20 protein-coding genes are annotated in these 19,244 nt (G+C 69.1%); 12 read left to right on the forward strand and 8 right to left on the reverse strand.

The window, feature by feature from the left end; genetic code table 11:
- Positions 1-70: 70 nt before the first annotated feature.
- The 4 genes from ACZ5XZ_RS02480 (at position 71) to ACZ5XZ_RS02495 (ending at position 1,569) form a co-directional block, all read left to right on the forward strand.
- Positions 71-385 (forward strand): hypothetical protein, encoded by a 315-nt coding sequence (locus ACZ5XZ_RS02480; protein ID WP_468974189.1) that lies wholly within the window; start codon positions 71-73, stop codon positions 383-385.
- A 136-nt stretch (positions 386-521) separates the two neighbouring features.
- On the forward strand, positions 522-1,034 hold the full coding sequence (locus tag ACZ5XZ_RS02485; RefSeq protein WP_468973775.1) for a hypothetical protein: 513 nt from the start codon (positions 522-524) through the stop codon (positions 1,032-1,034).
- Positions 1,004-1,171 carry a hypothetical protein gene (locus ACZ5XZ_RS02490; RefSeq protein WP_468973777.1) on the forward strand — a complete coding sequence of 56 codons (168 nt, stop codon included), beginning with the start codon at positions 1,004-1,006 and terminating at the stop codon, positions 1,169-1,171. The genes ACZ5XZ_RS02485 and ACZ5XZ_RS02490 overlap by 31 nt, the downstream gene beginning before the upstream one ends.
- Positions 1,172-1,380: 209 nt before the next feature.
- On the forward strand, positions 1,381-1,569 hold the full coding sequence (locus ACZ5XZ_RS02495; protein WP_468973779.1) for a hypothetical protein: 189 nt from the start codon (positions 1,381-1,383) through the stop codon (positions 1,567-1,569).
- A 121-nt stretch (positions 1,570-1,690) separates the two neighbouring features.
- Here ACZ5XZ_RS02495 and ACZ5XZ_RS02500 read toward each other — a convergent pair whose 3' ends face one another.
- The gene (locus ACZ5XZ_RS02500) at positions 1,691-2,125 is read right to left on the reverse strand and encodes a VOC family protein (RefSeq protein ID WP_468973781.1); all 435 of its coding nucleotides are present in this window, start codon (positions 2,123-2,125) and stop codon (positions 1,691-1,693) included.
- A 161-nt stretch (positions 2,126-2,286) separates the two neighbouring features.
- Entirely contained in the window at positions 2,287-2,745 is a 459-nt protein-coding gene (locus tag ACZ5XZ_RS02505) for a hypothetical protein (protein ID WP_468973783.1), read from the reverse strand.
- 1,213 nt (positions 2,746-3,958) lie between these two features.
- On the opposite strand from ACZ5XZ_RS02505, the gene ACZ5XZ_RS02510 reads away from it, so the two are divergent.
- Entirely contained in the window at positions 3,959-5,005 is a 1,047-nt protein-coding gene (locus tag ACZ5XZ_RS02510) for an iron-containing redox enzyme family protein (RefSeq protein ID WP_468973785.1), read from the forward strand.
- Between the two features lie 57 nt (positions 5,006-5,062).
- Here ACZ5XZ_RS02510 and ACZ5XZ_RS02515 read toward each other — a convergent pair whose 3' ends face one another.
- Genes ACZ5XZ_RS02515 through ACZ5XZ_RS02525 form a run of 3 tightly spaced genes read right to left on the reverse strand, consistent with a single transcriptional unit; the run spans position 5,063 to position 7,306 of the window.
- Positions 5,063-5,290, reverse strand: coding sequence for a CDGSH iron-sulfur domain-containing protein (locus ACZ5XZ_RS02515; RefSeq protein ID WP_399144957.1), 228 nt, complete (start codon positions 5,288-5,290; stop codon positions 5,063-5,065).
- A gap of 26 nt (positions 5,291-5,316) precedes the next feature.
- Positions 5,317-6,477, reverse strand: coding sequence for a carboxylate-amine ligase (locus ACZ5XZ_RS02520; protein WP_468973788.1), 1,161 nt, complete (start codon positions 6,475-6,477; stop codon positions 5,317-5,319).
- Positions 6,470-7,306 (reverse strand): methyltransferase domain-containing protein, encoded by an 837-nt coding sequence (locus tag ACZ5XZ_RS02525; protein ID WP_468973790.1) that lies wholly within the window; start codon positions 7,304-7,306, stop codon positions 6,470-6,472. Before ACZ5XZ_RS02525 ends, ACZ5XZ_RS02520 begins: the two co-directional genes overlap by 8 nt.
- A gap of 884 nt (positions 7,307-8,190) precedes the next feature.
- Here ACZ5XZ_RS02525 and ACZ5XZ_RS02530 point away from each other — a divergent pair.
- From ACZ5XZ_RS02530 to ACZ5XZ_RS02555, 6 genes are all read left to right on the forward strand, one after another.
- Positions 8,191-9,276 carry a pyridoxal-phosphate dependent enzyme gene (locus ACZ5XZ_RS02530; protein ID WP_468973792.1) on the forward strand — a complete coding sequence of 362 codons (1,086 nt, stop codon included), beginning with the start codon at positions 8,191-8,193 and terminating at the stop codon, positions 9,274-9,276.
- A gap of 82 nt (positions 9,277-9,358) precedes the next feature.
- A complete protein-coding gene (locus tag ACZ5XZ_RS02535; RefSeq protein ID WP_468973794.1) occupies positions 9,359-10,420 on the forward strand; it encodes an ornithine cyclodeaminase family protein in 1,062 nt (353 codons plus the stop codon).
- Between the two features lie 93 nt (positions 10,421-10,513).
- Positions 10,514-11,476 (forward strand): ornithine carbamoyltransferase, encoded by a 963-nt coding sequence (locus ACZ5XZ_RS02540; RefSeq protein WP_468973796.1) that lies wholly within the window; start codon positions 10,514-10,516, stop codon positions 11,474-11,476.
- 312 nt (positions 11,477-11,788) lie between these two features.
- Positions 11,789-12,247, forward strand: a complete 459-nt coding sequence (panD, locus tag ACZ5XZ_RS02545) for an aspartate 1-decarboxylase (RefSeq protein ID WP_468973798.1) — start codon at positions 11,789-11,791, stop codon at positions 12,245-12,247.
- A gap of 135 nt (positions 12,248-12,382) precedes the next feature.
- Positions 12,383-12,781, forward strand: coding sequence for a hypothetical protein (locus ACZ5XZ_RS02550; protein WP_468973800.1), 399 nt, complete (start codon positions 12,383-12,385; stop codon positions 12,779-12,781).
- Positions 12,782-13,254: 473 nt separating this feature from the next.
- Positions 13,255-13,950, forward strand: coding sequence for a UdgX family uracil-DNA binding protein (locus ACZ5XZ_RS02555; protein ID WP_468973802.1), 696 nt, complete (start codon positions 13,255-13,257; stop codon positions 13,948-13,950).
- Between the two features lie 34 nt (positions 13,951-13,984).
- Here the strand turns inward: ACZ5XZ_RS02555 and ACZ5XZ_RS02560 are convergent, their stop codons facing one another.
- The 3 genes from ACZ5XZ_RS02560 to ACZ5XZ_RS02570 all read right to left on the reverse strand — a co-directional run bounded on the left by ACZ5XZ_RS02560 (position 13,985) and on the right by ACZ5XZ_RS02570 (position 16,441).
- A complete protein-coding gene (locus tag ACZ5XZ_RS02560) occupies positions 13,985-14,764 on the reverse strand; it encodes an Fpg/Nei family DNA glycosylase (RefSeq protein ID WP_468974163.1) in 780 nt (259 codons plus the stop codon).
- Between the two features lie 69 nt (positions 14,765-14,833).
- Positions 14,834-15,808 carry a non-homologous end joining protein Ku gene (gene ku / locus ACZ5XZ_RS02565; protein WP_468973804.1) on the reverse strand — a complete coding sequence of 325 codons (975 nt, stop codon included), beginning with the start codon at positions 15,806-15,808 and terminating at the stop codon, positions 14,834-14,836.
- A 33-nt stretch (positions 15,809-15,841) separates the two neighbouring features.
- Positions 15,842-16,441 (reverse strand): DNA polymerase ligase N-terminal domain-containing protein, encoded by a 600-nt coding sequence (locus tag ACZ5XZ_RS02570; RefSeq protein ID WP_468973807.1) that lies wholly within the window; start codon positions 16,439-16,441, stop codon positions 15,842-15,844.
- Between the two features lie 590 nt (positions 16,442-17,031).
- On the opposite strand from ACZ5XZ_RS02570, the gene katG reads away from it, so the two are divergent.
- The gene (gene katG / locus ACZ5XZ_RS02575) at positions 17,032-19,221 is read left to right on the forward strand and encodes a catalase/peroxidase HPI (RefSeq protein WP_468973809.1); all 2,190 of its coding nucleotides are present in this window, start codon (positions 17,032-17,034) and stop codon (positions 19,219-19,221) included.
- The last annotated feature ends 23 nt before the right edge of the window (positions 19,222-19,244 follow it).

Consider the following 19,244-nt stretch of genomic DNA (forward strand, 5'->3'; position numbering starts at 1 on the left):
CGGGACGGGCCTGCGCCGGACGGGCCTGCGCCGGACGGACCTGCGTCGGACGGGCCGGCCGTGCAGGGCCGTGGACTGCCGTACGCACTCGACTCGTTCGTTTGGACGGGAGCGAGAGCTGGTACGGCTGCGCACGCTGCTGAAGTCCTCGCGGCTGCGCACCCTTGCCGGGCCCGGCGGGGTGGGCAAAACGCGGCTGGCGGTTGAGCTGGCGAAGGGGGTGCGCGGCGGCCGGGACGGCCGCGCCCGGCTGGTCGAGCTGGAGGCGCTCCACGAGGGCGAGCAGCTACCCCAGGCCGTCGCCGCGGCCCTGGGGTGGGGGAGCGCGGTGGCCGGGCGGGCGTGGAGGCACTCGTCCATGCGCTGGGCACCCGTACGCTGTTGATCGTCCTGGACAACTGCGAGCATCTGGCACAGGCGTGCGCACAGCTGGCCGCGACCCTGCTTGCCCGTTGCCCGGGCCTGCGGATTCTCGCCACCAGCCGGGAGGCGTTCCGGGCGCCGGCGAAGTGGTGTTCCGGGTGGGGGTGCTGTCGCTGGCGTCGGCCGGCGAGGGCGAGGGCGAGGGCGCGGACGCGAAAGCGCTGGAGGGCTCGGAGGCGGTCCGCCTCTTCGCCGATCGGGCCTGCGCGGCCGACCCCGGCTTCGCGCTCGGCCCCGGCAACGTCCGTACCGTCGCAGAGATCTGCCGACGGCGGGACGGCCTTCCGCTGGCCATCGAACTGGCCGCCGGCCGCACCGGCTCCCTCCCGCTGGGCGACATTCTGCGCGGCCTGGACGACCGGCTCACCCTGTTCACCTACGGCACCAGAACCGGGCCCGGCCGGCACCGCGAGCTGCGCGCCGCCATCGACTGGAGCCCTCGATTACTCGACCCGTCGAGCAGACCGTGTTCCGGCGCCTCTCCGTCCTCGGAGGCGGATTCGATGCCCGGGGAGCGGCCGAGGTCTGGGCGGACGGCGGGGGTGACGGCGCGGACACCGGGTGCGGCCGGAACAGGCCGGTGGTCGCCGATACCGCGGAGGGACCACTGAGCGGTGAGCGGGAGAACCTCGCGGCGGCCGTCGCCCACACCTCCGGCCGCCGCGACGACCGGTACGTCCCGCTCGCGATCGCGCTGTCCCGACTGCGCTACCAGCAGGAGCAGTTGACGGCAGCGGGTCGCTGCTGACGGGGGTGCTGGGGCGGGCTTCGGACGGCGTGCGCCGGGGCGTCGCGCTGGCGCTGGCCGCCTGTTCGGCCTGTCTCCAGGCGGGATCACACCGCCGGGCTGGTCTTCGCCGACGAGGCGGTGGCCGTCGAGCGGGCAGGGGAGCGCCCGGGCGGGCTGGCCAACGGCTGCGTGCCGTCGGCCGGACCGGCAACGGGCAGCTCTGGGCGGTGGGCGGCAAGGGCGCCGCTCCGGTTGCTCTGCGCTGGGACGCACAGCGCGGCCGGTGGGAGCGGGTCGCCGACCCGGGCGTGGTCGTACGCGGCCTCGCCACAGTGCCCAAGAGCGAGGACCTCTGGGTCGCCGGAATCGCCCGGCAAGGGGACCTCCGCCCGGTGATCGCCCGGAGGAAGAGCTGATCCGCTGTCCTTTTACGCAATTCTCGGAGTCGGACTCATCGCCCGCCGTGCGCCCCGCGGCGGGCGATGTGCTGCCTTCCACTGGGCGCCGCCCCCTCCGACTCGTCGTCGCGGAGGACGCTCAGTCGAGACAGAACTCGTTGCCCTCGATGTCCTGCATCACGATGCACGACTCGTTCTCGCCATCGGCAAGCAGCGTTCGCAGGTGTACCGCACCGAGCGCGACCAGTCGTGCGCATTCGGCCTCCAGTGTGGCGAGGCGCTCTTCCCCCACGAGTCCGGTGCCGGCCCGCACGCAAAGATGCACCCGGTTCTTGACGATCTTCCCTTCGGGAACGCGCTGGAAGAGCAGGCGCGGGCCCACACCGGAGGGATCACTGCATGCGAAGTAGACGACCTGATCCTCAGGCGGCAGCGAGCGGTGGTAGTCCTCCCAAGTGGCAAACCCCTCCGGGACCGGCGGTACGACGTACCCCAACACCTCGCACCAGAAGCCGGCGAGGCGCGCAGGTTCTGCGCAGTCGAAGGTGACTTGGAACTGCTTGATCGATGACATCGGCGCACCATAGCAGGGGGCTCTGTTGCCCATTTCCCGGTGTGGATCCGCCTGTTGCCGGCAGGACGGCCGCTGCTGGCCGCTGCTGTGTGGTGCGTCGCAGGGGGCGAACCGAGGGTGATGTCGTGGATGCGATCGTGCTTCTGCGAGGGTCCCGCCCCTCAGGCCGTCGACAGCTGGTGCGCGAGCCGGTCCAGCTCTTCTCTGATCAGCTGCCCGTACTCGTCGTCGCCGAGCTCACCGACCGCGGCACGTCCGCGCGCGATGTGATCGCGGGCACTGTCGAGGTCGCCGAGCCTTCGGTAGACGTCCCCGAGGTTGAGGTGCAGAGACGGATAGAAGATCGCGACCGAGCCGCCGACACCCCCCTGCCGCGCCCGCTCGTCCGAGATCAGGTCCGCCGCCTCCAACGCCCGCAAGTCCCAGACCAGTTCCTCGTGCGGATCGTCCTGGACGTCGGCCATCGAGTGGGCGAGCACGCAGCGATGGAAGGCGTCGCCGGTGGCGCCGATCGCGTCCCAGAGGCCGGCGAACACGCGGTGGGCCGCTTCCCGTTCGCCGCTGTGGCTCAGCTCGATACCACGGCCGATCTCGGCCATCACCGCGTCGGGCTCGGTCATGCGGGTCCTCCTCGTCAGACGACAGCGCTCACGAGCGTAGGGGGCACAGCGGGCCCTTGAGCCGTCGACCGGTGTTGATCGGACAGGGGGTCTCGCCACTGTTTGCCGCAGTGACGGCGATCACGGCGCGACTCCGAGGAGCGTCGCGTAGGCCGGCGATGTCGTCGCGGTAGGGGAGTGGAGGGGGCGGCGCAGCCCTCCCGGTTCCGACTGGCGACGCGTCGGAAGAGTCGGCGAGTGGTCAGCATGAGTCCTGAAGAGCTGGGGACTGCTGCCCGGGCATGCGACTCGCCGTAGGGTAGGGAAACCGCCAGGTCAGCAGAGGGTCAGCAGGCATCGCAGCACGATCTCCGCTTGCTGACCTTCCGCCCCCTGTGCAGCCCCTGTGCCTGGTTCCTGCTCCCTCTCGGAGGGCTCGATACGTGGCCCGACAGCTCGCCCGCGGCATGGGGTCCTTCTTCAAGGACTGCGACTGTGACAAGCCCACCCGTTGCCCGCACCCGTAGACGATTCGGTTCAGGGGCGCGCTGGGCAAGCAGCGCGAGGAGTCCGGTTATGGCACGCAGGACGACGCGATCGAGCGCCTTGCGCAGATCTACGCAGAGAAGAAGGCCACGGCGCCATCCGTCGCCGAGCCCCGCCGCGAGCTCGGCCAGCAGACGGTCGAGGAATACGCGAAGCAGTGGCGACCTCGACAGCGTAAGGTGACGCAGTACCCCACAGCAGTACTCCACAGGCGAGCACGTCGACAGCTCCATCGATGTGCACATCACTCCCCGCCTCGGATCGCGAAAGCCGAACTCTGTCACGCCGGTCGTGGTCGAGCGCTGCTTTCGGAGGTCCTGATCGACGGCAGGAACCGGCAGAGTGGTCTCGACGCTCGCATTTCAGCCCCGTGTGGCTGAGACCTCTCGCCAAGAGCGCGTCGTGTGGTCTCGTGCCACAGGCCGGTGGACGACGTCGGTCGAGCTGGTGCGGAGAAGCCCGCCGGCCAGCCGGTGCCGGAACGTCATACCAGGTCAGGGCCTCGTAGGTCCGAGGGAGTTCGCACGGTCGGTGAGACGTGTGTGAGAGCGCGAGAGACATACAGGCCCCGCTGGAACGCTCCGGCGGGGCCTTAGCGCGGTGTTGATCGACGTGGGAACTCCGCTCTACTGTCGGTGGGCGCTTTGAGCTCGTGTGGGCGCACCGGGTGCCGTATGGGGAGGTTGATGTGTCGTCTGCTTCTGTCGGACCGTCGGAGCACGAGATCGCGGTGTTGCCGGAGCCTCGGGGACCGGTCACGGAGGACTTGTTTCACGCGCTGACGGGCCGTCCGGGAGAATTCACCTGCGCCCAGGTCGTCGAGGGCGACGCTCTGGTCGACGACGATCTGCATCTCGCCCTCTACGTGTGTTACGAGCTGCACTACCGCGGGTTTTCCGGAGTGGACGATCGTTGGGAGTGGCACCCCGCGCTGATGCGGCTGCGCGGACGGCTGGAGGAGAGGTTCGAGGCCGCGCTCCGGGAGCGGTTCGGCGGTTCCGAAGCGCTGGACAAGCCGGACGTCGTGGCTGCCCTGACGGGGATCGCCAACCAGTCCGGGCCGCCGCTGTCGCGCTACCTTCGCGACGACGCCGGCCTGGCGGAGATGCGCGACTACGTCATTCAGCGCTCCGCGTATCAGCTCAAGGAGGCCGATCCGCACGCCTGGGGCATCCCCCGCATGACGGGCAAGGCCAAAACGGCCCTGCTGGAGATCGAGTTCGACGAGTTCGGCAGCGGACGGGCCGAGCGCATACACGCGGTGCTCTACCGGAACACCATGGACGCGCTGGAGCTGGACGGCCGCTACGGCGCCTATCTGGACCTCATCCCCGGCCCGATCCTGGCGACGGTCAACATTATGTCGATGTTCGGGCTGCACCGGCGGCTGCGCGGAGCCCTGGCGGGCCATCTCGCGGTCGCGGAGATGACCTCGGCGCTGGCGAACAAGCAGGTCGCGGAGGGAATGCGCAGGCTCGGCCTCGGCCCGCAGGCCACCGGCTTCTTCGACGAGCACGTGATCGCCGACTCCGTGCACGACATGATCGCTCTGCACGACTTGGTCGGCGCCGTACTGGAGCAGGACCCCTCCCTCGCGGCGGAAGTGCTCTTCGGCGCGTCGGCGTGGACCGGCCTCGACGGCATGTCCGCCGAGTACCTGCTCAACCGCTGGGCGGAGGGCGATCCCTCCCTGTGGACGCCCGGCCGTGCGGCAGGGACGTCCACAGTGGGTTGAGCGGGTCGAGTGGGCCAGGGGTGTCCGGTGGTCGCCTGGGCGACCACCGGACACCTTCTAGTCCGAGTCGCGTCGGCGGCGGTGGGCCGGGTCACGGAAGCGGGTCAGCTTGTGCGTGCTGTCGCACCACGGCTTCTGGCCGGAGTGTCCGCAGCGGCACAGTGCGACTATCGGCTGGGTGACCTCGACCTCGTTGCCGTCGACGTCGACGATGCGGTGTGCACCGCGTACGAGGAGCGGCCCGTCCGGGTAGGCGGTGATCACACATTCGGGCACGTTCGGCATGGGGTTTCTTCCTTGCTCGTGAGCCCTCATCGGGACTCGGTGGCCATGGTCTCGGTGATCAGCAGCTCGACCACGTCGGCGACGCGGCGGCTGCGGGTGAGGGCGCGGCGTTGGCGGTCGGCGGAGTTGCCCCGACGGAACGCTCGGTTCACCAGGTCGGTGGTCTCGGCCCAGTCGCCGGCGTCCGTGAGCGGGCCTCGCACGTGGTCGAGGAACCGGTCCACGAGCACGGCGGCCGGGACGAGTTCGGCCGCCAGGGGGTCGACCAGCTCTCCGCTGAGCCCGAACCTGGCCGCTCGCCACTTGGCGATCACCAGCAGTTCGGGGTCCGTCGGCGGAGCTGGTTCGCCGCGTGCGATCTCGGTCAGGCAGCGGTGGACCAGGGCCCGGGACAGCCCGGCCTGGAGAACTGCTTCGTCGACCGTGGTGCAGGCGTCGGCGATGCGGAACTCCACGGTGTCGTAGCGGGTGCCCGGTCGGACGTCCCAGAAGAGCTGACCGGCGTCGGCGCTGATGCCGATGTCGATGAACCGGCGCACCCGGGCACGGTGGTCGGCGTAGGAAGACAGCGTCGGTGGGATGCCCGCCATCGGCCAGCGCGCCCAGAGTATGGTTCGGTAGCTCGCGTAGCCGGTGTCCTCGGCTGTCCAGAACGGTGAACTCGCTGCCAGCGCCAACAGCGCGGGAAGCCATGGGCGCACGCGGTTGATCACGGCCACAGCGGTGTCGCGATCCTCCACACCGACATGGACGTGGCAGGCACAGGCCAGATGCTCGGCGGCGAGCCGTGCGTAGGTGCCGGCGATGTGGTCGAACCGGGGTTGGGGCGTGAAACCCACCTGCCGCCAGTCACCAGACGGGTAGGTACCGGCGGCGGCGATCGCGCACCCTGCCTCCGTGGCGGCCCGCACCAGGGCGTCGCGCCGGGTGCGGAGATCGGCCCGGAGCCCGGACAGGCTCCAGCAGATCGCGGTACGACTTTCGATTATGCAGGATCGCAGCTCCGTACCGTAGTCCTCGGTGCCGTGCCGGCTGCGGTTCCCCGCCATCGAGTCGAGCAGGGGCGTGATGTCGCACAGCTCGTGAGTCTTCGCATCCGCCACGAAGAACTCTTCCTCGACCCCCACCGACAGCGGTCGGCTCGGGGCCCACGAGCCGGTGGCGCCCTGTGGCGCCGGATCAGACATGGCGGCGCCGGGGATCGTCGGGCAGGTTAACGATCCGCACGGGAACGCGCCCCCGGAGTGGGTCGGTGTCCAGTGCTTCCAGCATCGGTGTCCGCGAGCGGCAGGCCGTCTGAAGCAGCGGCAGCAGGTCGTCCGGTGGGAGGGCCGCGGCGGCCGGTGCGCGGTCCTGACGGCGGCAGGACAGCCCGAGGACGAGGTAGTAGGGGGTGCCGTCGTCGAGTCTCAACAGGGGAGCCTCGCCGTCGGCCTCCAACTCGCGGACTCTGGCGAAGTTGTCGCGGGTGTGGTCCCCCAGGCGCAGCGCGCCGAGCGTGAGGGCGGAGAGCCGGTAGCCGTGGTCGTGCAGCAGGGCCGCCGCACGGCGCGGCGATGTGTAGCTGCCGATGGTGATCGCGAGGTCGGACCGCAGGGCCTCCGCGTGCCCGACCACATACCTGACGAGTTGAAGGCCGTCGCTTCCGCCGTCGATGGACGTTCTGCTCGCTTCCTCATGGGAGGGCAGCGGCACGTAGGGCGGATTGCTGGTGATCACGCTCGGCGGTGCGGAGAACGGGCAGGTCTTGAGGAGTTCGGCGGATGAGAGCGCGGTGTAGTCGGCGCGGCCGAAGGACACACGGCTGTCGCCGTCCGTCCCGGCGTGGTGCTCGTTCGCCCACGTCAGGCTGTCGTCGGAGATGTCGACGCCGTGCACCTGGCGGGCGCCTGCCCTGGCCATCGCCGCGGCCGCCGCGCCGCTGCCCGAGCCGAGGTCGAGGACGGTGCAGCCGGGGCGGATCAGGTCGGTGGTCGCCCACACACCGATCTCGGTGTCCACCGGATCGAAGAACACGTGGGGCCGTCCCGGCGGAACCCGGTCCGCCGGGCGGAGATGGTGATAGGCGGACACCCGCAGCGTGGGGGCGTCCGGTTCAGGTGACGGTGCGTGGGGCGCTCCGGCGCCGCGCCCTTGGCGTTCATCAGTGGCCGACTCTGCGGTGAGGTGTGTCGCGTCGTTCGACAGCGGGACGCCCACCAGACCTCCTATGGAGATGTGTCAGGACCGAGCTATGGAGATGTGTCAGGACCGAGCTCCTCATGCTAAACCGCGAACAGGCCGGACCCGAGAGGAAAACCCCCGTCGAATGACATCAGACTGAATTGGCGGGACGGAAGATGGCGGCCGTGTGCCGGAAATTTCTCGCACCGTTCGACTGACACGGCGTCATGGCCGAGTCGGGCCGAGCAGTCATGGAGGAGAAGGCGGCGTCCGGCGCGGTTGAACTGCTCAGAGGCGATCCCCAGGGCATGTTCTGCGGCACGGCCGGATCGGTCGGCAGCCTGATGGACGGGGTCAGTGGGGCAGGAGAAGCAACATGTGGTCAGCCAGGCCCCATTGGCGTGAAATCGCGGGCAAGATCGGCCTGCCTTCGGCCGGCCGGCATCAGTGGGTACCCGTTCCCTCGCGATGCAGGAGGTGTGGCCTCGGCGAGTAATGCGTTCATGGTGAGAAATTCGCCGTTTCGGTATGCGTCCGGCTCATTCTGCTTTCGTCAAGGGCAGGGGAGGGAGCACCGGCCGCGGGACCATGATTTCCGGTCATCACTACCTGGCCCAGCAAGGCGAATTCACGCTGATGACCGCATGGCGGCGCGCTGAGATGCTCGAACCCGAGCGCGTTCGGGTGCCACCGGCATTCGATTCGCCCCAGACCGCGAACGGCAGCAAGGAGCGGCCATGTCCACGTCCGGCCGGCACGAGGAGAGCGCTGTAACGGACCCGCGGCGTCCAACGTGTGCCGCCGTCGACTGGGCACCCACCCCCGTTGCTCCCGTCCGTCTCCGGATCGACGGCGTGCCGCGGACCCTGTGGCTGAAGCTAGAGGCGTACAACCCGTACGGATCGATCAAGGGCCGTACCGCTCTGGCGCTGTGGCAGGACGTCGCCCTGCGTATCGATGCGCATGCCGGGGTCATCGAGTCGACCTCCGGCAACCTCGGTCTGGCCCTGGCCGCCATCGCGGCGTCGCGCCGGGTTCCCTTCACGGCGGTGGTGGACCCACGCGTCAGCGGCTCGCTGGTCCGTGACATCCGGGCCCTGGGGGCGCGGGTGGTGAGCGTGGATGCCCCCGATCACGCCGGCGGGTACCTGCTCAACCGCCTGAAGTACATACGGGACCGACTGCGCCACGACCCCCGGCTCGTCTGGACCGACCAGTACACGAACCCCGCCAATCCAGCCGCCCATACCCGCTGGACGGCACCCGAACTGCACCGTCAGACCGCGGGTGCCCCCATGAGCGTCCTCGTCGCGGTCTCCACGGGCGGCACGCTCGCCGGGTTCCGCAACTACCTCTCCGGGGCCGAGCCCGACTGGGAACTGATCGGCGTCGATGTCAACGGGTCGGCCGCCCTCGGCGGTGCCCCGGGCAGGCGAGTGCTCTCCGGGATCGGAGCGAGCTGCACCTCGTCCTTCCTGCCTCAAGGGCACCGTCCGACGCTTTACGTCACGCCGCAGGAGGCCGTGCGGACCTGCCTGTGGCTGCGCGAGCAGACGGGCCTTGGTATCGGAGCGAGTTCTGGGGCGCTCGTCGCGGCGGCGCTGCGCCTCTTCCGTACCGACCCCGGGCGAACGGCGGCGGCGTGCGTCTGCCCGGACGGCGCCGACCGCTACGAGGAGACCGTGTACTCCGGAGCCTGGCGGCGCAGCCAGGGAATCGGCGACCGGGGCGCCGGCGACGAGGTGGACGTCGTCTCCGCACCGGTCCTACGGCCGCCCAGGGCCGCCTCCGCCGGTTCGCTCCTCGGCGAGCCGAGCCCGTGAGCGACCACACGTCGAAAGACCCACGCATGCCGACCGCCGCACGCGACACCGTGCGGACCCATGAGCCAAAGGAGTGCGGCACGTGACCGAAGAGCTGCTCTTTCTCGACCGCGCGGCCATGCTGGCGTGCGCGAGCGACGTGGACGTGTGCGACACGATCGCCCGGGCCCTCCGGCACCACGCCGAGGGCGCCATCCGCATGCCGCCGGAGGGATACCTGCCCTGGACCAACGAGGCGGGTGCCTACTGCCGTTCGCTGGCCATGCTGGGGGCGGTGGAGGCGGACGGCGAGACTCCGGTGCGCGGCGTGAAGCTCATCAACGCGGCCACCAGCAATCCCGAACTCGGCAGGGAGCGCGCGGCCGGCATCAGTCTGCTCTTCGACCACCACACGGCCCGCCCTGTCGTGCTCGCCGAAGCCGGCTGGCTCAGCGCCGCGCGCACCGCCGGGTACACCATGGTGAGCCTGCGCCACCTCGGACCGGTGGAGTGGGACACGCTCAGCGTCATCGGCTGCGGCACACTGGCCCGCCTCCACCTTGAGATGCTCGGTACCGCCTTCCCACAGGCGAAGACCGTGCACCTGTACGACACCGATCCCGCGCGTGCCGAGCGGCTGGCGCAGTGGCTCACACGGCACTGCCCGCAGTTGGTGGCGCACATCGCGCCGAGCGCGCGGGCGGCCGCGGGGGCCGCACCGGTCATCGTGACCACGACGACCACGGACGCCGGGTATCTGCCCGCCGCGTGGCTCGAGCCGGGCACCTTCGTCGCTCATGTGTCCCTCGCCGACCTGCTGCCCGATGCCTTCCTGACGGCCGAGGCCCTCTACGTGGACGACATCTCCCTGGTGGCGGACAACCCCCGGCGCGTCCTGGGGGCTCTGCTGCGGGACGGGCTGGTCGGCGCACCCGGCGTCGAGCCCGGAGTCGGCCATGCCGCCACCGGCGCGGACAACACCGCGCGTGTCCTGAACGGGACACTCGGCCAGGTGCTGACCGGCCAGGTGCCGGCCGTTCGGCCTCGTGGCGGCCATGTCATCAGCAACCCCTTCGGTATGGCGATCCTGGATGTCGCCCTGCTGGACGCCGTGCACAAGGTCGCCGTGCGCCGCGGGCTCGGACAGCGACTGCGTTTGTACTGACGGATGTCCCCTCAGACCTGACGGATGTGCTCGCACGCCTGACGGAGGCGCTTTGGCGCCTGACGGATGTGCCTTGACAAAGGGAGAGACCCTGTGAACGACCTCTACGGCCGACCAGGCCCTGCACACGAGCGCGGGCTGTTCTCGCTCACGGACCTGGAGCCCGCCGCCCTGCGCAAGCTCGTCGCGAGGTCGGTCGAGCTCTTCCACAATCGGCAGGCGCATGACCGGCCCCTGCGCGAGCGCGTCGTCGGTCTCCTGTTCAGCTGTACTTCCACGCGCACGCGGACCGCGTTCCAGGTGGGTGCCGCACGGCTCGGCGGCACCCCGATCGCCTACGGCCCACACGACCTCCAGCTCAACACCGGGGAGTCGGTCGGTGACACCGGGCGGGTGTTCGGGGCCATGCTGGACCTGCTCGTCGTACGCACCGCGAGCCCCGTCGCCGAGCTGCGGGAGCTCTCCCGCGCGGGCGGCCTGCCGGTGATCAACGCGATGGCGGCCGAGGAGCACCCGACCCAGGGCGTGTGCGACCTCGCCACACTCACCCTCGCCCACGGCGATCTCGGCGGAATCCGGGTGCTGTACATCGGCGAAGGGAACAACACGGCCACCGCCCTGGCGTACGGCATCGCCACGGTGCCCGGCGCCCACGCCACATTCGTCACGCCGCCGGGGTACGGCCTCCCCGCCGACACGCTGACGCACGCCCGGCGGCTGGCCGACAGCACAGGGGCCTCGCTGGCCGAGTCACACGACCTGGCCGACCTGCCCGACCAGGTGGACGTCGTCTACACCACCCGGTGGCAGACCACCGGAACCAGCAAAGCCGACCCGGCGTGGCGGGAGGTGTTCCGTCCCTTCCACGTGGACCCGGCGCTCATGCGCCGGTGGCCCGGAGCGTCCTTCCTGCACGACCTGCCCGCTCACCGCGGTGACGAGGTGGCGGGAGAGGTACTGGACGGGCCGCGCTCCCTCGCCTGGACCCAGGCCGCGATGAAACTGTCCAGTGCCATGGCCGTCCTGGAGAGCACCGCCGGCCTCCTTCCCGACTGACCCGACACCGGCCTGGGCAGCGGTACCACTGCCCAGGCCATCTGCATGCCTCGCATGTTCCTGATGTGCTGTCAGGTAAGTCGGCATCTGATCAGCACCAGTCCTCGCACATTCCGAGACGGGCGTCTGAACAGGCGCTTGGTCGGCGACGGCACAACAGCGTGGATCGCACGGAAGTGCAGGCATGAGCCCACTCCTCAGAGGGAAGCGATGTTCCTCACAATCTTCGAGTCAGGCGCGTGCCAGTTGTAGAGTGAAGACCGCCCTTGACCTGCAGAAAGCTGGCAGGGAGCCGTCTTCCAGGAGTCCAAAATGCTGCGCACGATGTTCAAGTCCAAGATCCATCGGGCCACAGTGACGGAGGCCGATCTGCACTATGTGGGGTCGGTGACCATCGACGCCGCGCTGATGGAGGCCGCCGACCTGTTGCCCGGCGAGCTGGTCCATATCGTCGACATCGACAACGGGGCCCGCCTGGAGACGTATGTCATCGAGGGCGAGCGGGGCTCGGGTGTCATCGGTATCAACGGGGCGGCGGCGCATCTGGTGCACCCGGGGGATCTGGTCATCCTGATCAGCTATGCCCAGGTGGACGATGCGGAGGCCCGCGCGCTGCGTCCGAAGGTCGTACATGTCGATGCGGACAACCGGATCGTCGCCCTGGGCGCCGACACCTCCGAGCCGGTGCCCGGGAGCGGTACCTCGCGCAGCCCGAAGGCCTGGGCGGGCACACGGGAAGAACGCCAGGTGGAGCCGGTCTCCGGTCGGTGAGACGGGGCCGATGAACGATCGCGACATGCCTGATACAGGATCTTGGGACGGCTGAAACGGGCGCTGCCTAGCGTGCCGGGCATGGGTGCTTTTCTGCGCCCTTTGTACCGAATGCCCATCTGTGAAGGAGCAGCCATGCCCAAGCAAGCCAGGTCGGACGCCCCGCGCGCCAAGCGCAACGGGCTGCGTGCCGCCCTCGCCGTCGCGGTGACCAGTGCCGCCCTCGCCGTACCGACCGGCGCGGCGTTCGCCATGCCCACGGACTACGTCAAGGAGGTCAAGGTCGACAGCGGCGAAACCCTCACGCTGGACGGCAACACCGGTACCGCGACCGTCAAGGATCCCGAGCACGGCGTCACGGGTGTCATGAACGAGGACAAGCCCGGTCCGGTGCAGAGCCGGATGGACCCGAACGGGACGTACACGCTGACCTACCCCAAGCCTGCGGCGCAGGCCGATGCCACGCCCAAGGTCGTCTACAAGCACGACGGCAAAACGGTGAAGACCTTCGCCCTCCCGCATGGCCCCGGCTGACGACGGCTGACCGTCCCGGACGACAGGCGACCCCCGGCTCCGCTCAGCGGCCGGGGGCCGCCCGCCGTCTGGACGCGGGGGCCGTGGGGTCGGAGGGGCCGCGGCGGACGGACGTCCCGGGTCCGCTGCGGGTGAGGGCGGTGCCGGACGGTCCCAGCGCAGGAAGGCCCCGCAGGAGTCGCAGAAGGACTGGACTGTCTGGGGGGGGGGGCGGGGCGCCGCAGCCGCAGAAGGAGCGAAGGCAATCAACAGACGCTTACCGGGTGATCAACGGCAGCAGCGAACCCTTGAGCGATCCAGGGGAGGAGAGCCACGACTGCTCAGCTCCTCGCGTCGGGTCCGTACGGTTCGCCTGCCGTACGGCCAGCGGTGTCCATCCTCCCGTCGACCGGTTAGGGGCTCCCCGTGTCCGGGAACCCGTGGTGCGGGCGCCGGGCCGGCCGGGGCCCACCGCCGCAAGGAGGCGGCACAGCATGGGCCACGGCGACCAGATGGACGGGCAGCACGACGGGAAGCAGTACGACGCCACCCCCTACCTGCCCCGGCGCGGAGGGCTCGCAGCTCATCGGCGTGCGGCAGCGGACTGCCAGGGCTGTCCGCTCTTCCAGGACGCCTCGGGGACGGTGTTCGGATCGGGCAGTTCCTCGGCGCGCCTCATGCTCGTCGGTGAGCAGCCGGGCGATCAGGAGGACCGCCAGGGAGAACCGTTCGTCGGGCCGGCCGGCGGCCTCTTGCGGAAGGCGATGCGGGAAGCCGGACTGGACGAGGGGCAGAGTTATTTCACCAACGCGGTGAAGCACTTCAAATTCACCACCGCGGCAAAGGGCAAGCGCCGGATCCACAAACCCCCCAGCCTGCGGGAGATGACGGCCTGCCGCCCCTGGCTGAGCGCCGAATTGCGGCTGGTCGACCCGGAGGTGGTGGTGGCACTCGGTGCGACCGCGGGCAAGGCGCTGCTGGGGAGCTCGTTCCGGGTGACGCACGACCGGGGCACGCTCATCAGGGCGCCGAGAGAGGGGGCTTCCGGCGCGGCCACCGGCGGCGGAGGACTCATCGTTGCGACCCTCCACCCGGCGGCGATTCTGCGTGCCGAAGACCGCGAGGCACCCTACGCGGGACTCGTCTCGGACCTGCGGGTCGCGGCCCGGGCCCTGGACCGAGAGCCGTAGTCCTCTCCGTACGACCAGTTCACGGGAGCGCCGTTCAGGACTGGCAGTGCGGACACCAGACGGTGCGGCGTCCGGCGGTGCGACCGGAGCTCAGGGGCCGTCCGCAGCGAGGGCACAGCGGCTCGCTGTCGTCGCGTCGCCCCGTGAGCCAGGAACGCCGCGGCGGTACGCACCCGTCGCGCACGGAGGTGCGCAGCACCCGGCCCATCGCCGCGTGGAGGTCCCGGTACGCCGTCTCGCTCAGGTCCCGTGCCGCGGTCCGGGGGGCGACGCGGGCCCGCCAGAGGATCTCGTCGCACAGCAGATTCCCCAGTCCCGCGATGACGGACTGGTCCATCAGCGCGCTCTTGACCGCGCCCCGCCGCCCGGACAGCAGATCCGTCAGCTCCGCCCGGTCCACGGCCAGGGCATCGGGCCCCAGCCGGTCCAGAATCCGGTCGACGGCGGCTTCGTCGGCCAACTGCACGCCCTGCAACTTGCGTTGATCGCGATAGCGCAGGCTACGGGCATCGTCGAGGGTCAGCACAAGGCGGTCATGCACGGCGAACGGCTCATCAGGCGAACAGCACCACAGTGCGCCCGTCATGCCGAAATGAAAGACGAGGGTGGGGCCGCCGTCCGTGGGCGCGAACAACCATTTGCCGTGTCGCCAGGCCCTCCCCAGCCGCCTTCCCTCGCATTCCTTTCGCAGCCGCTTCTCGGTGACACCCCGCAGCACCCCCGCGTCACGCACCTCGATGCCCGTGACACACCGCCGGCCACAGCCGATCAGCACCTGGCGGAACCCTTCGACATCCGGCAGTTCGGGCATCATTCCTCCGCGACTCTCCACCGTGCGGGAGCGTGGCGCGCCACCGGGCGTTCCCCGGGGCCGCCCCTCCGGTCAGGCTGCTTTCCGACGCCCATGGCGCGCTCGTTCGGCAAGGGTCGCGATCAGCTCTTCGCGGTTCATCGAGGAACGTCCGCGGATGCCGGCCTCAGTGGCACGCTCGTACAGCTCGGACTTGGTCAGGCTTTCGAGATCGCTCTTCTTGGTCTTTGTCCGGCCTTTTCCTTTACTGGGCCCGCTCTTCGTGCCTCGACTCCGAGCCGATTCGACACTTTCCTGCAGAACACTCATCAGATCCACGACATTGGTGGACTCGGGTGGTTCTTCGGCCTTCTCCACACTCTCACCCCTGCTCTTTGCCTCCACCAGTCGACGGACCCGCTCCTGGTACTCGTCGTGGAAATCCTCGGGTGACCAGCGGGTGGTCAGCGCATCGATGAGTTGCATTGCAGTCTGTATTTCCTTCTTCGCGACCTTGGTCTTGCCGGGTAGATCGCGCACCTCGCTGTGCGGGTTGCGGACTTCGTCAGCCCAGTGCAAGGTGTGGAGGGCCAGCACCTCGTCCTCGGCTTTCACCGCGACGAGGTATTCGCGGTTGCGCATCACGAACCTGGCAATGCCGGCCTTGTGGGAATCCGTCAGTGCCCGGTTCGGCAGTGTGTAGACCTTTCCGTATTCCTTCCCTGCCGGCCCCAGATAGTATGTCTGGTCGAAAAATACCGGCTCAATTTCTGCCAGGTCCACGAACTCGGTGATTTCAAGTGCCTTGGATCGGCCCGGTGCGATCTCGTCGAGTTCGTCCGGCTCGACGACCACATACTCGTCTCCTACCTCGAGCCCCTTGACGATATCGCCCGCGGAAACCTCCTTCCCCGTACGCTCGTTGATGCGCTTGACGCGGATCCGGTCGGCGGTCCCGCGCTGAAGCTGATGGAATCGAATGGTGTGGCTGTCGGTTGCCGAGTACATCCGTACCGGCAGGGTGACCAGCCCGAAGGTCAAAACTCCATTCCACACAGGCCGGGCCATGCCGAGATCACCTCCTTCCTTTTGATCCGGATTTCAGGCGTCCGCGGCGACATCCTCCACCGTGCGGCCGGACCGAACCGAGGCAGGTTCGGAGCTCACAGGGTTGCGGCGGGCATCGGCCTCCTCGTCGGAGGTCTTCACCAGAAGCCACCGCTCCTTCCCGCCCTTTGGCCCCGTACGTGTCAGTGCGTATCCGCCGCGTAGTTTCTCCCCTTCCAGCCACACCTTCACATGGCCCTGGTCAACTCCCTTGGACACAGGGACCTTCCTGCCCTCGCTCTCGGCCAGATTCCGGTACGTGCCCGTGTCCCAGACGATGACCGACCCGGCCCCGTACTCCCCTTCCGGGATGACGCCTTCGAAGTCGACGTAGTCCACCGGGTGGTCCTCGGTGCGCAGGGCCAGGCGCTTTTCACGAGGGTCGGTGGAAGGGCCTTTGGGCACGGACCACGACTTCAGCACCCCGCCTGCCTCGAGCCTGAAGTCGTAGTGCAGGGAGGAAGCCGCGTGCTTCTGAATGACGAAGCGCCGCTCGCCGCCCCTGGGCGAGGCGCCACCCGTCGGCTCGGGCGTGCGGGCGGTATGCCGTTTGGAGCGGTACTGCTCCAGAGATCTCGTGGTCCTGCCGGACATGATCGATGGCTCCCCTCGTATGGGGGCGGTCAATAGCCGGATGTTCTCCAAAAAGGTCTGTGATCGAGTGCATCTGTTTACTTGCACCATAGACACGCCCCCGTGGTGGCGCGCGGGTAACTGCTCGCCGCCGGCATGCCCGGGCGCGGCTCATGCGCACCGCGGAGTAGCACGGGCCCGGTATGACCATCATCGGCCGTATCGTCATCGCCGACGGCGATCGCCGACGGATCGGCGTCGGGCCGGGGGCGCCGCCGATGACCTTGCCGTGTGCGTCGAATTGCGTGATACAGCGATGCCTCGAATTGTGTGATGCGGCGATGCTCTGCGTGTTTCGTAGCGGTGCGGTCTTCCGTGCGCGACCATACGGACGCCGACCCAGGCTCGATCATCGACGTCGTGCATGAGGGAAGGTTCTCGCTGGCCGCCAGCCCGCGTTGACTACCGCGGGTCTGGTCGGGCGTTTCCAGCCGGCGGGCGCCATGGCGCGCTACGAGCGCGGGTCGCAGTGCTTGACGTTGGCAAAGCAACCAGCCGGCAAGAGCAAGCAGCCAGCAGAAGGAAACACCGCGACAGGAAGAAGGACGGACGTGTCCGGCAGCGAAAGCGAGAACCCGGTAATCTCCTCCCCGGCCCCCACGCCGACTCGGCCCCGGACGAACCGGGACTGGTGGCCGAATCAGCTGGACCTTCAGATTCTCCACCAGCACTCGTCCCGGTCCAATCCGATGGACGAGGACTTCGACTACGCGGAAGAGTTCGCGACCCTCGATGTCGACGCGCTGAAACAGGACGTCTTCGAGGTGATGACGACATCGCAGGAATGGTGGCCTGCCGACTACGGTCACTACGGGCCGCTCTTCATCCGGATGAGCTGGCATGCCGCGGGAACGTACCGCATCGCCGATGGCCGGGGCGGTGGCGGCGCCGGCGCCCAGCGCTTCGCCCCCCTCAACAGCTGGCCGGACAACGCGAGCCTCGACAAGGCACGCCGTTTGCTCTGGCCGGTCAAGCAGAAGTACGGCCGGAAAATCTCCTGGGCCGACCTGCTGGTCTTCGCCGGCAACTGTGCCATGGAATCGATGGGGTTCAAGACGTTCGGGTTCGGATTCGGGCGAGAGGACATCTGGGAACCCGAGGAAATCTTCTGGGGGCCCGAGGACACCTGGCTCGGAGACGAGCGCTACAGCGGCGACCGGGAACTCGCCACGCCTTTCGGCGCCGTGCAGATGGGACTGATCTACGTCAATCCGGAGGGGCCCAACGGCAACCCGGATCCGATGGCTGCCGCCAGGGACGTGCGCGAGACGTTCGGACGGATGGCGATGAACGACGAGGAGACCGTCGCGCTCATCGTCGGCGGCCACACCTTCGGCAAGTGCCATGGCGCGGTCGATCCCTCGTACATCGGTCCGGAACCCGAGGCGGCGCCCCTCGAACAGCGGGGCCTCGGCTGGCGGAACACCTACGGCAGCGGCAAGGGAGCCGACGCGCTCACCAGCGGACTTGAGGGCGCATGGACCGCGGAGCCGACGAAGTGGGACAACGGGTACCTGGACAACCTGTTCCGGTACGACTGGGAGCTGACGACGAGCCCGGCCGGCGCGAAGCAGTGGACTCCCAAGGACCCGTCGGCCCAGGGCACTGTCCCCGATGCCCATGACCCGTCGAAGAGACACGCGCCCATGATGCTGACGACGGACCTCGGGCTGAAGCTGGATCCGGTCTACGGGCCGATCGCGAAGAGCTTCCACGAGAACCCGGACAAGCTCGCGGTGGCGTTCGCCAAGGCGTGGTACAAGCTGCTGCACCGCGACATGGGGCCCATTTCGCGCTACCTCGGCCCGTGGATTCCCGAGCCGCAGCTGTGGCAGGACCCCGTCCCCGAGGTCGATCACGCACTGGTCGCGGACGAGGACATCGCTGCCCTCAAAGGCGGGATCCTCGCCTCGGGGCTGTCCGTCTCCCAGCTGGTCACCACCGCTTGGGCCGCAGCGGCGAGCTTCCGCGGCACCGACAAGCGGGGCGGCGCCAACGGGGCACGGATCCGTCTCGCGCCGCAACGGGACTGGGAGGTCAACGACCTGCCCCAGGTGGCCGAGACGGTGCAGACCCTCGAACAGCTCCGTCAGGACTTCAACGGCTCGCAGACCGGCGGGAAGAAGGTGTCCCTCGCCGACCTGATCGTCCTGGGCGGCTGCGCGGCCGTCGAGCAGGCCGCGAAGAACGCCGGGCACGACATCACCGTCCCGTTCGCACCGGGACGTACGGACGCCTCGCAGGAACAGACCGACGTGGAGTCGTTCGCCGTGCTCGAACCCAGGGCGGACGGGTTCCGCAACTACCTCCGGGCGGGGGAGAAGCTGTCGCCGGAGACGCTCCTGCTGGACCGCGCCAGCCTGTTGACGCTGACCGCTCCCGAGATGACGGTTCTGCTCGGCGGGATGCGGGTCCTGAACACCGGCTTCGCGGGATCCTCACATGGCGTCTTCACGCAACGGCCGGAGACCTTGACCAATGACTTCTTCGTCAACCTGCTCGACATGGGCACGGAGTGGAAGGCGTCGGCCTCGGCTGAGAACGTATTCGAAGGCCGGGACAGCGCCACGGGCGAGCCCAAGTGGACCGCCACCGCCGTCGACCTCGTCTTCGGTTCGCACTCCCAGCTCCGAGCCGTCGCGGAGGTCTACGCGTCCGAGGACGCGGCGGAGAAGTTCGTGCGGGACTTCGTGGCAGCGTGGGACAAGGTGATGAACCTCGATCGGTTCGACCTGGCCTGAGTCCGATGTCCCGGTCGGTCGCT

Source organism: Streptomyces sp. NPDC033270 (genome assembly GCF_055576575.1).

Excerpts from the sequence above, each read along its gene's own strand:
- ACZ5XZ_RS02560 (WP_468974163.1), bottom strand. The coding sequence starts at position 14,764 with ATGATGCCCGAACTGCCGGATGTCGAAGGGTTCCGCCAGGTGCTGATC.
- ACZ5XZ_RS02515 (WP_399144957.1), bottom strand. The coding sequence starts at position 5,290 with ATGCCGAACGTGCCCGAATGTGTGATCACCGCCTACCCGGACGGGCCG.
- panD (WP_468973798.1), top strand. The coding sequence starts at position 11,789 with ATGCTGCGCACGATGTTCAAGTCCAAGATCCATCGGGCCACAGTGACG.
- ku (WP_468973804.1), bottom strand. The coding sequence starts at position 15,808 with ATGGCCCGGCCTGTGTGGAATGGAGTTTTGACCTTCGGGCTGGTCACC.
- ACZ5XZ_RS02530 (WP_468973792.1), top strand. The coding sequence starts at position 8,191 with ATGTCCACGTCCGGCCGGCACGAGGAGAGCGCTGTAACGGACCCGCGG.
- ACZ5XZ_RS02520 (WP_468973788.1), bottom strand. The coding sequence starts at position 6,477 with ATGTCTGATCCGGCGCCACAGGGCGCCACCGGCTCGTGGGCCCCGAGC.
- ACZ5XZ_RS02500 (WP_468973781.1), bottom strand. The coding sequence starts at position 2,125 with ATGTCATCGATCAAGCAGTTCCAAGTCACCTTCGACTGCGCAGAACCT.
- ACZ5XZ_RS02505 (WP_468973783.1), bottom strand. The coding sequence starts at position 2,745 with ATGACCGAGCCCGACGCGGTGATGGCCGAGATCGGCCGTGGTATCGAG.
- ACZ5XZ_RS02550 (WP_468973800.1), top strand. The coding sequence starts at position 12,383 with ATGCCCAAGCAAGCCAGGTCGGACGCCCCGCGCGCCAAGCGCAACGGG.
- ACZ5XZ_RS02555 (WP_468973802.1), top strand. The coding sequence starts at position 13,255 with ATGGGCCACGGCGACCAGATGGACGGGCAGCACGACGGGAAGCAGTAC.
- ACZ5XZ_RS02570 (WP_468973807.1), bottom strand. The coding sequence starts at position 16,441 with ATGTCCGGCAGGACCACGAGATCTCTGGAGCAGTACCGCTCCAAACGG.